Raw genomic sequence first — 9,165 nt, 5'->3', positions numbered from 1 at the left:
ATGGGGCCGTGACGGAACGGGAACAGGCGTTGGCGATGGGCTCCATCGCGGAGTATGGCCGCTACGTGCGATTCGCGTGTCCGGCCTACTCCGGTGAATGGCTCTTCTTCGCCCCGATCGGCACGCTGACGACGGCCGGCGGCATCGTGGGCATCGTCAAGGGCGGCGGCGGCCTGGCAGACTGGATCTTCCTGCCGCTGAGTCTGATCGTGGGCCTGGCGATGGTCGGTCTGTGCTTCCGGCCGGCGTTCGAGCGGCGCCGAGGCGGCCCCACGCCGCGGCTCTACTGCTTCGAGGACGGTGTCGTGGTGGCCACCCGCGGCGAGCTGCGGGCGTTCCGCTGGACCGAGCTCACCGTGCACAGCGTCGACTGGACCTCCGGCAGCGGGGAGAACTACAGCAGCGGGACGCGCCGGACCTGGACCGGGCCGGACGGGGCCGAAGTCGTCACCTTCCGCGGGGACGAGCCGGAGCGGGCCGGGGACCGGGACATGCGCAAGCTCCACGAGGCGGCGCTGCGGTCCCGGTGAGATCGGGGCGCCCGGGCCGGCCACGATGTCACGCGTGGTGGTGCGGGCCGGTCAGCACCCGCAGGGACTCGGCCAGCAGCGCCGGCAGGTCGGCGGTCTCGTCCTCCAGCCAGACCTCGTACGCGGCGAGCGCCGCGCCCAGTGCACAGTGACCGATCGTCACCGGGTAGAGCTCGTCCGGGCGGCCGCCGCGCCGGGCCGCCACGAAATCCGCGATCACCTGCCGCCACTGCACGAACCGCAGCGTCGAATCGGCCCGCAGACTGGGCACCCGCAGGATCAGGGCCATCCGCTCCCGGTGCAGCGCCACCTGCGCGGCCGGGTAGGTGTTGAACGCGATCACCCCGTGCCGGATCGCGTCCAGCATCGGCCGGTCGGCCGGCACCGCCGCGAACCAGGCCCGGAACACCGCCAGCTCGCCGTCGAAGTCACCCCAGACCAGGTCGTTCTTCGAGGCGAAGTAGCGGAAGAAGGTACGCCGCCCGATGCCGGCCGCGTCGCTGATCCCGTCGATCGTGGTGGCGTCGAAGCCGCTCTCCGCGAACAGCCGGAACGCCACCTTCTCCAGATGGTCCCGGGAGGTGATCTGCGGGCGGCCGGACCGGGACTTGGCCGCGGAAGCATCCTGGTGCGTTGCCATGGTGAAGGCAGTCTAGGACGCCGCCGGTTCAGCCCGGCTTTAGCGCGGGGCAAGGGCGGCGTTAGTGCGCCCCGCTACCTTTCTCGGGACACAGGGAAGTGGTCGGGGTGAATGGGTGACGGATCCGGCACCCCGCTGACAAGCGGAGGCGCTATGAGCGTGAACGGCAAGTGGCAGATCGTCGTCAACTCCCCGGTCGGCCGCCAGGAGGCCATCTGCGAGTTCGAGGCCGAGGGCGCCGTGCTCACCGGCAAGTGCTACAGCAACGACGTCGTGGTGGAGATCCAGGACGGCGTGGTCGCCGGCAACCAGGTGAAGTTCGTCTGCAAGATCAAGCAGCCGATGCCGATGAAGCTCTCGTACACCTTGGTGATCAACGGCGACAAGATCAGTGGTGAGGTCAAGCCGGGCCTGTTCCCGAAGCAGGCCGTCACCGGCGTTCGCCTCTGAGCCCCCGGTACAACTGCTCGTCGCCGTTCAGGATGGCGAAATGCAGGTCGGCGAGGGCCCGGCCGGGCTCCACGCCGACCTGCTCACGCAGCACCGCCCGGGCATCCTGAAACACCAGCAGGGCGTCGGCGCGCCGATCCGATCGGTACAGCGCGATCATCAGCTGGTGCCGGAACGCCTCCCGCAACGGCTGCTCCGCGGTCAACCCGTACAACCGGCCCACCAGATCACGGTGCCGCCCCAGCGCCAGCCCCGATCCGATCAGCAGCTCGTGACACTCCAGCCGGAGCTCCTGCAGCCAGGTGGCGAACGCCCGCACCCGCGCGCTGTCGTGCAACCCGTCCAGCGGCGTGCCCCGCCACAGCGCCAGCGCCTCCTCCAACACGGTCACCGCCGCCGCGTGCCGCCCCTCTCGGGCCAGCGTCCTGCCCTGCGCCAGCAGCGACTGGAAGACATGGTGATCCACCTCGCCCATGTCCAGCGTGACCAGGTAGCCGTTCTTCTGCGTGGCGATGCTCAGATCGCCGTCCGCCGGCCGCAGCACCTTGCGCAGCCGTGAGATGTACACCTGCAACGCCGCCACCGCCCGACGCGGCGGATCCGCGCCCCAGATGTCGTCGATCAGCTGCTCCGGGGTGGCCACCTGCCCGGCCCGGATCAACAGCAGCGCCAGCAGCAGCCGCATCTTGTGCGGCCCCGGATCGATCTCGTCCGGGCCGGTACCCACCCGGAACCGGCCCAGCACCCCGTACCGGACCTGCCGCACGCCGGCCGGGCGCGCGACCGTAGTGACGAGTGTGCTCATCGTTTCGCCCCATCCTCGCTGACATCTGCCCGGCCACGGTGCCGTTCAGCGGGTGGGCGGCCCACCCGCACCAACCCCTAACCTGCACCGCCCCGGTGCCCGGCCTCCGGCCGCGCCGGGCCGGGGCGTCGCTGGTGGGGGTACGCACCTGCGCCCGGCCGGAGACCCTTCGCGGGGCCGCTTCGTTCCGGCGGTCTTCCCACGCGTCGCACCGCCCTCACGGCTTGGTTCCGCGCGTCCGATCGCCTGGGGAAGATCTCCGGGAGCAGGAGCTGCGGGGTGAGAGCGGTGGTGTCTGAAGCGGCGTGGTTGCTCGAGCCGGGGGTCGGACTGGAGGTCGCCGGGCCGGCGGCGGTCGGGTCGGGGGCGGTCGGACCTTGAGTCTGCCGTTCAACCTCCGGCTCCGGCCTGGCGTCCCCGCGGACCAGCGCCGCTGCGTCATCCAGGGTGCCGGCGATCGAGCCGCTGCGGGTCGCGACCAGCCACGACCGCGCGTTGTCCGCGGCTACTTATCTACTGGTGGGACGACCGCAGCCCGGGCCAGGCTTGGTCGAGGTGACCGGTGGGATCGCTCGTATTGCGGCTGTCCACCGCTGGTTGGTATGACTCACTCATGGCATGCGTCCTGCCGGTCACCGTGGCGCGGAGAGGCTCAAGAGGGGACTGCCCAGCTCGAAGTAGCGCTGCCCTCCTCGCCGGATTCACCCCCGGTTCGATCGAGGAGAGCAGGCATGGGACAGGTCATCATCGGTATGGACCCGCACAAGCGGTCCGCGACCATCGAGATCATCAACGACCGGGAGAAGATTCTCGCGCAAGGCCGGTTCGGCACCGACCGCGACGGATACCAGACGATGCTCAAGCTCGGCCGGCAGCACAAGGACCGGGTCTGGGCAGTCGAGGGCTGCAACGGCATCGGCAAACACCTCGCCCAGCGCTTGGTCGCCGACGGCGAAACCGTCCTCGATGTCCCGGCAAAGTTGTCCGCCCGTGCCCGGGTGTTCGACACCGGCCAGGGACGCAAAACCGACCCGGCCGACGCCCACCACATCGCGGTCGCCGCCCTGCGCAGCAAGGGCTTGCGGCAAGTGGCCGCCGACGACGCGACGGTGGCGCTGCGGCTGCTGGTCGACCGCCGCGACGAACTGGGCCGCGCCCACACCGATCTGCTCAACCGGATCCACAAACTGCTGCTCGAACTACTGCCCGGCGGCGCCAAGAAGTATCTGTCCGCTACCCAGGCCCGTGAACTGCTCGCCACGATCCGCCCGCGTGACCTGGTCGGCCGGACCCGGCGCCGGCTCGCCTCCGAGCTGATCAGCGAACTCGTCCAGGTCGACAAGAAGACCAAAGCGGCCGACAAGGAACTGCGTGAGCTTGTCGAGGCGACCGGCAGCAGCCTGCAGGACCTGCACGGCATCGGCCCGTCCGGCGCAGCCCGGCTCATCGGCGACGTCGCCGACATCAACCGCTTCGCCAGCCGCGGGCACTTCGCATCCTGGAACGGCACCGCACCGATCGACGCCTCCTCCGGCGACCAGACTCGGCACCGGCTGTCCCGAGCCGGGAACCGGCGCATCAACCGCACCCTGCACATCATGGCCGTCGTCCAGCTGCGCAACGACACCGAAGGCCGCGCCTACTACCGGCGCAAACTCGCCGCCGGTAAAACCCCGATGGAAGCCATGCGCGCGCTCAAACGACGACTGTCCGACGTCGTCTACCAGCAGATGGTCAACGACGCCAAAACCGTCGAGACGGGCCCGGGAGGACACGCGGGGGCGACTCTGAAATCCAGCGCGGCCGATCCAATCCCCATGATCGACACTTCGGACAAGTCACTTCCCGGACCCGCCGAACCCCAGCCTAGAACACCACTTCCGACCACCTCTTGACACAGAGGGGTGCCATGAGAGTAATGCGGTTACATGCTCGATGTCAGAGCATAGCGGATGCCGCCGGGGGGAAATTTAATGCGCTTTGGGTTCCACGCTGCAGGCGCGGAGCCCTTCCGTGACCATGGTTATAGCACGGGCTCGATCAAACTCTGCCACTCATTGCCGGCCCACGCCTCACTCACGCCCGACCGAAAAGATCGAATCTCACCTAGGTGCGCTTATCAAAGCGAGCCGAAAAAGGTTAGGCTATCTCGTTACCTGCGTGATCCAATCGCGGTGGTTCCATGCGCATGTCGTCCTCGTTCTCCGGATAGTATTGCGCGGGGGTACTATGCTTCTTGAATTCTTCTATCGCTTCGTCGATTTCCTCGGGTGTGGCATGGCTAGGAGGAAGATTTGCCAGGGCGATCGCGGAATTTTCTTTCCACGCCTGTTCGATTACCTCCCATCGGCTGAGCGTGTGTTAGCTGACCAGGCGGACATGGCGTGACGAGCCCGAAAGGCGCGGTGCGCACTATCCGCGGCTAGAGGAGTAAGCCGGCCACGGTCAAAGAATCACGGCTCGAGAAACGCCTCATCGTGCCAAATATACTCATAGCCTGGAGCGAGGATGACGCCGATGCCGGGTGGGAGAGCCAGGTAGGCCACCAACTCGGGAAAGTGGATGTTGGCGTGCTCGACGTGGATCGGGCTGAAGAAGTCGTCATCCTGTGGCGCCGGGCCGCCTTGCCATACGTACCAACCGTTGGACTGCCCGACGGGAGAGTGACGGACGGCATTGATCGGCAGCAGCCCTGAGCTGCGGCTCAAGCCGACGCCGATCATCGTCCCACGGCTTGGAAGAAGCGGCTTGACCCCGAAACGCCGGCAGACTCGGCGTTGCGCTCAAGAGATCACATCGCATCCTTGCATGCGTGCGGCGCACCGTGGGCGGTGCGCCGGTCCGAGTAGAAGGCTCGACGCGTGCGGATTGCGGCAGATGAGCGTGCCTCCGGAGGTGAGGCCCGGGCGGTACGGATGGTTCTATCGCGACGAGCGCCCCCTTTCTATTGGCCTTTCGGTGCGGGGGCGGGTCAGGGATCTACGTCGCGCGCGGGTAGTACGGCATTGATGAGGTCTCGCGTAGCCGCATTGAGTTCTATGACGTCGATGGCGTTGTTCGAGTTGGCGCCGGCAATGTTGTCGAAAAGGATGCCGTCGATGCAGGCGACGAGCCATCGCGCTTGGCGGGGAGGATCGCTGGCATGAAGTCCGGCGAGAATCACCGTGATCCGCTGGCGCAGGCCGCTTCCGGAATGGCGGAGTTCGGCGGCGACCTCTGGCCGGCGCACCGACTCCAAGGTGAGTTCGTAGCGGGCCAGGTGGCGCTGTCGACCGGTGGTCAGCCAGCGGTGCAGGACCTCCGCAAGGGATTGAGCCAAGGTGGTCGGGTCCGACGCAGTGATCGTGGATGCCATAGCGTCGAGTTCGGTGTTGTCGTGTTCCACCAGTCGCTGGACGCAGGCACTCAGCAGAGCCGCGCGCGACCGGTAGTAGTAGGACGTTGAGCCAGGTGGTAAGTCGGCGGCTGCGTCGACCGCGCGGTGCGTCAGGCCTCGTGAACCATGGCGGGCCAGCACGTCGAGGGCGGCGTCGGCGACAAGCTGGTGCCGCGCAGAGATCATGAGCACACTCTACCGCCGTAGAGGTTGTTCAGCCAGTCTCTACAGCTGTAGGGTCACCTCTATGGATGTAGAGGAACGGCGATCGGCGGCAATAGTCGGGGGTGGCATCGGGGGGCTCGCCGCCGCCGTTGCCCTGCACCGGGCGGGGTGGACGGTAGCGGTCTACGAACGATCTCCAACCCGGAGCGGGATCGGTGCGGGGCTGACCTTGTGGCCGAACGCGGTGCGAGCCTTGCATGCCTTGGGGCTCGCCGAAGCGCTACGGTCCCGGGCGATGGCCGTACGCGCTACGGCCGTGCGCCGCCCTGACGGCCGTTGCCTGACACAAACCCATGCCGGCCAGTTGCTTTCCCGTTACGGCTCTCCGCAGATGGCGATCGTGCGAGCTGATCTGGTGGAGATGCTCGCGTCCGCGCTGCCGCCCGGGTGTCTGCGGCCGGGCATGAACGTTACCGACATCGACGCCGGCGGCCTGGACCGGCAAGCAGGCATCCGCTGCGGTGACCAACTTATCCGCGCCGATCTCGTCGTCGCGGCCGACGGCGTCAACTCCGGGCTGCGCCAGGCGCTCTGGCCGGCCCAGCCGCCAGCGGAGTATCGCGGATACGTGGCCTGGCGCGCCATCGTGCGCGCCCCCTCAGCCCAAGTCGGCGGGGCCAGTGAGACGTGGGGCCGAGCAGCGCGGTTCGGTATCGTTCCGATAGGCGATGACCTGGTCTATCTCTACGCCACCGCGACCACCACTGCTCGCGAGCCCGGCGCGGACGAACTGGTCGACCTCCGCCACCGGTTCAGGCACTGGCACGACCCGATTCCGGCCCTGCTCGATGCTATCGAACCCGGCGCTCTGTTGCGCCACGACATCACGGCGCTACATCCGCCGCTGCGACGTCTTCACCACGGCAGGGTGGCGTTCCTGGGCGACGCCGCCCACGCCATGGAGCCCAATCTCGGCCAGGGCGCCGGCCTGGCCATCGAGGACGCCGTCGTCTTGGCACACGCGGTAGCCGACGGTTCGTCGATCGTCACTGGCCTCGCCCTCTATGACCAAGCCCGAGCCGGACGCGTCACCCGGCTCGCCCAGCAGTCCCGCCTACTGGGCCGACTCACGCAGAGTCCCTCCGCTGCCGTCGCAGCCTTGCGCAACATCACCATTCGCCTGATACCCGATCGGCTCGCGCTGCGCGGGTTCGACGCCGCAGCAAGCTGGCATCCGCCGACGCTGCGTCCGGCAACCACCACACAGGAGCACCTATGAACCCCCAAATTTCGCCGCGCCGCAGCGCCTGCGCCATCGGAGCCTGGTCTCTGATCGCCACCGGTGCCGTCCATGCGGCCGCCATCGCCTTGGGCACCGCAGCAGCCACACCTCCCGCCGAACGGGTCGCCCGCCAGGCGATGGCCGCCACACACGTCGACATAGCCGGAATCGACCGCACCCTGTGGCAGCTTTTCACCGGGTTCAGTGCGGCAATGGCACTATTCATCTTCGGTCTGGGAGCACTGAACCTGCTCGCGCTGCGCCGCGCACCACAACTGTTCTTCGACACTCGGGCCGCTCTCGCGCTCAACCTCAGCATCCTGCTTCCGGCATTCGTTCTGTCAGTCCTGTTATTCCCTCCGCCGCCGATCGTGTTCCTCGGCGCCAGCTGCGCGGCATTCGGATACGCCCTCACCCGGTCTTCCACGCGAACCCGAGGGTAAATGGGGACTGTAAAACGAACGGTGTAACTCCTGATCAAGGAGACGCACCTGATGACGGTCATGACGGATGCCGTGGATACTTCCGCGGTGGCGAAGAAGAAGACTCCGGCGAACACGCCTGAAGGCGTGGACGCCGAACTGGTCGGCCGGCTGGTCGAGCAGGCCCGGGCTGCGGGCCTGCAGCTGACCGGTGAAGGCGGCCTGCTGCAACAGCTAACGAAGCGGGTGATCGAGGCCGCGCTGGACGGCGAGATCACCGACCACCTCGGTTATGAGAAACACGACCCGGTCGGCAAGGACGGCGGGAACTCGCGCAACGGCACCCGTGCCAAGACCGTGCTCACCGACGTCGGCCCGGTCGAGATCACCGTGCCGCGGGATCGAGACGGCTCATTCGAGCCGCAGATCGTCAAGAAACGGCAGCGGCGGCTGACCGGCGTCGAGGACATGGTCCTGTCGCTGTCCGCCAAAGGCCTGACCACCGGAGAAATCAGCGCTCACCTGGCCGAGGTCTATGGCGCCGACGTCTCTCGCCAGACGATCTCCACGATCACCGACAAGGTCATGGACGGCATGGCCGAGTGGCAGAACCGGCCCCTCGACCGGGTCTATCCGGTCGTGTTCCTGGACGCGATCAACGTCAAGATCCGCGATGGGAAGGTCGCCAACCGGCCCGTCTACGTCGCTCTGGCGGTCACTGTCGAGGGCACCCGCGACATCCTCGGGCTGTGGGCCGGCGACGGCGGTGAGGGCGCAAAGTTCTGGTTCAGCGTGTGCACCGAGCTCAAGAATCGTGGCGTCGAGGACGTGCTGATGGCCGTCTGCGACGGCTTGACCGGCCTGCCTGACGCGATCAACACCGTCTGGCCCAGGACTGTGGTCCAGACTTGCGTGGTGCACCTGCTGCGCAACTCGTTCAAGTACGCCGGCCGCCAGCACTACGACGCGATCGCCAAGGCGCTGAGGCCCGTCTACACCGCACCGACCGAGGCCGCCGCCGAGCATCGGTTCCTGGAGTTCGCCGAGGCCTGGGGCGGGCGATACCCGGCCATCGTCCGGCTCTGGGAGAACGCCTGGGCCGAGTTCGTGCCGTTCCTGGCGTTCGACGCCGAGATCCGCAAGGTTGTCTGCTCGACGAACGCCATCGAGAGCGTGAACGCCCGGATCCGCCGGGCGGTCCGGGCCCGCGGGCACTTCCCGAATGAGCAGGCCGCCCTGAAATGCGTCTACCTCGCCGTGATGTCCCTCGACCCGACCGGCACCGGCCGCCGCCGCTGGGCGATCCGCTGGAAACCCGCCCTCAACGCCTTCGACCTCGCCTTCGAAGGACGACTCACCGCAGGCCGCAACTGACCTTCAACAACATCGAGTTACACCGTTTTCTTGACAGTCCCGGTAAATGCGGAAAAGTCAAATTCTCATCACAGCTTTTGGTACGAAAGGAAGCGAACTGAGGCAGATCGGATCGCCTCAT

At 67.4% G+C, this 9,165-nt stretch carries 10 protein-coding genes; 6 read left to right on the top strand and 4 right to left on the bottom strand.

Annotated elements, in window-relative coordinates:
• Positions 1 to 8 precede the first annotated feature (8 nt).
• A complete protein-coding gene (locus tag ACSP50_RS29885; RefSeq protein ID WP_043512432.1) occupies positions 9 to 530 on the top strand; it encodes a hypothetical protein in 522 nt (173 codons plus the stop codon).
• Between the two features lie 28 nt (positions 531 to 558).
• On the opposite strand, the gene mftR is transcribed toward ACSP50_RS29885, so the two are convergent.
• Positions 559 to 1,170, bottom strand: a complete 612-nt coding sequence (gene mftR / locus ACSP50_RS29880) for a mycofactocin system transcriptional regulator (protein WP_014693030.1) — start codon at positions 1,168 to 1,170, stop codon at positions 559 to 561.
• Positions 1,171 to 1,323: 153 nt separating this feature from the next.
• Between mftR and ACSP50_RS29875 the strand changes: the two genes are divergently transcribed.
• Entirely contained in the window at positions 1,324 to 1,620 is a 297-nt protein-coding gene (locus tag ACSP50_RS29875; RefSeq protein WP_014693029.1) for a hypothetical protein, read from the top strand.
• Here ACSP50_RS29875 and ACSP50_RS29870 read toward each other — a convergent pair.
• On the bottom strand, positions 1,601 to 2,425 hold the full coding sequence (locus ACSP50_RS29870; RefSeq protein ID WP_014693028.1) for an AfsR/SARP family transcriptional regulator: 825 nt from the start codon (positions 2,423 to 2,425) through the stop codon (positions 1,601 to 1,603). The two genes, ACSP50_RS29875 and ACSP50_RS29870, sit on opposite strands and share 20 nt — an antisense overlap.
• Before the next feature lie 731 nt (positions 2,426 to 3,156).
• Here ACSP50_RS29870 and ACSP50_RS29865 point away from each other — a divergent pair.
• On the top strand, positions 3,157 to 4,320 hold the full coding sequence (locus ACSP50_RS29865; RefSeq protein ID WP_014691928.1) for an IS110 family transposase: 1,164 nt from the start codon (positions 3,157 to 3,159) through the stop codon (positions 4,318 to 4,320).
• A gap of 558 nt (positions 4,321 to 4,878) precedes the next feature.
• On the opposite strand, the gene ACSP50_RS29860 is transcribed toward ACSP50_RS29865, so the two are convergent.
• Both ACSP50_RS29860 and ACSP50_RS29855 read right to left on the bottom strand, forming a co-directional pair.
• A complete protein-coding gene (locus ACSP50_RS29860; RefSeq protein WP_014693027.1) occupies positions 4,879 to 5,148 on the bottom strand; it encodes a hypothetical protein in 270 nt (89 codons plus the stop codon).
• 248 nt (positions 5,149 to 5,396) lie between these two features.
• A complete protein-coding gene (locus ACSP50_RS29855) occupies positions 5,397 to 5,987 on the bottom strand; it encodes a TetR/AcrR family transcriptional regulator (protein ID WP_014693026.1) in 591 nt (196 codons plus the stop codon).
• On the opposite strand from ACSP50_RS29855, the gene ACSP50_RS29850 reads away from it, so the two are divergent.
• From ACSP50_RS29850 to ACSP50_RS29840, 3 genes are read left to right on the top strand one after another with little or no spacing between them, the layout of a single operon-like run.
• Entirely contained in the window at positions 5,986 to 7,245 is a 1,260-nt protein-coding gene (locus ACSP50_RS29850) for an FAD-dependent monooxygenase (RefSeq protein ID WP_369793879.1), read from the top strand. The genes ACSP50_RS29855 and ACSP50_RS29850 overlap by 2 nt on opposite strands.
• Complete coding sequence (locus ACSP50_RS29845; RefSeq protein ID WP_014693024.1) at positions 7,242 to 7,691, top strand: hypothetical protein; 450 nt, start codon at positions 7,242 to 7,244, stop codon at positions 7,689 to 7,691. The genes ACSP50_RS29850 and ACSP50_RS29845 overlap by 4 nt, the downstream gene beginning before the upstream one ends.
• A 51-nt stretch (positions 7,692 to 7,742) precedes the next feature.
• Positions 7,743 to 9,044, top strand: a complete 1,302-nt coding sequence (locus ACSP50_RS29840) for an IS256 family transposase (protein ID WP_014693023.1) — start codon at positions 7,743 to 7,745, stop codon at positions 9,042 to 9,044.
• Positions 9,045 to 9,165: the final 121 nt, after the last annotated feature.

The organism is Actinoplanes sp. SE50/110, assembly GCF_900119315.1.
Taxonomy (GTDB): Bacteria; Actinomycetota; Actinomycetes; order Mycobacteriales; family Micromonosporaceae; genus Actinoplanes.
Note: the sequence above shows the minus strand (reverse complement) of the source record. Positions and strands in the feature narration are given on the sequence as shown.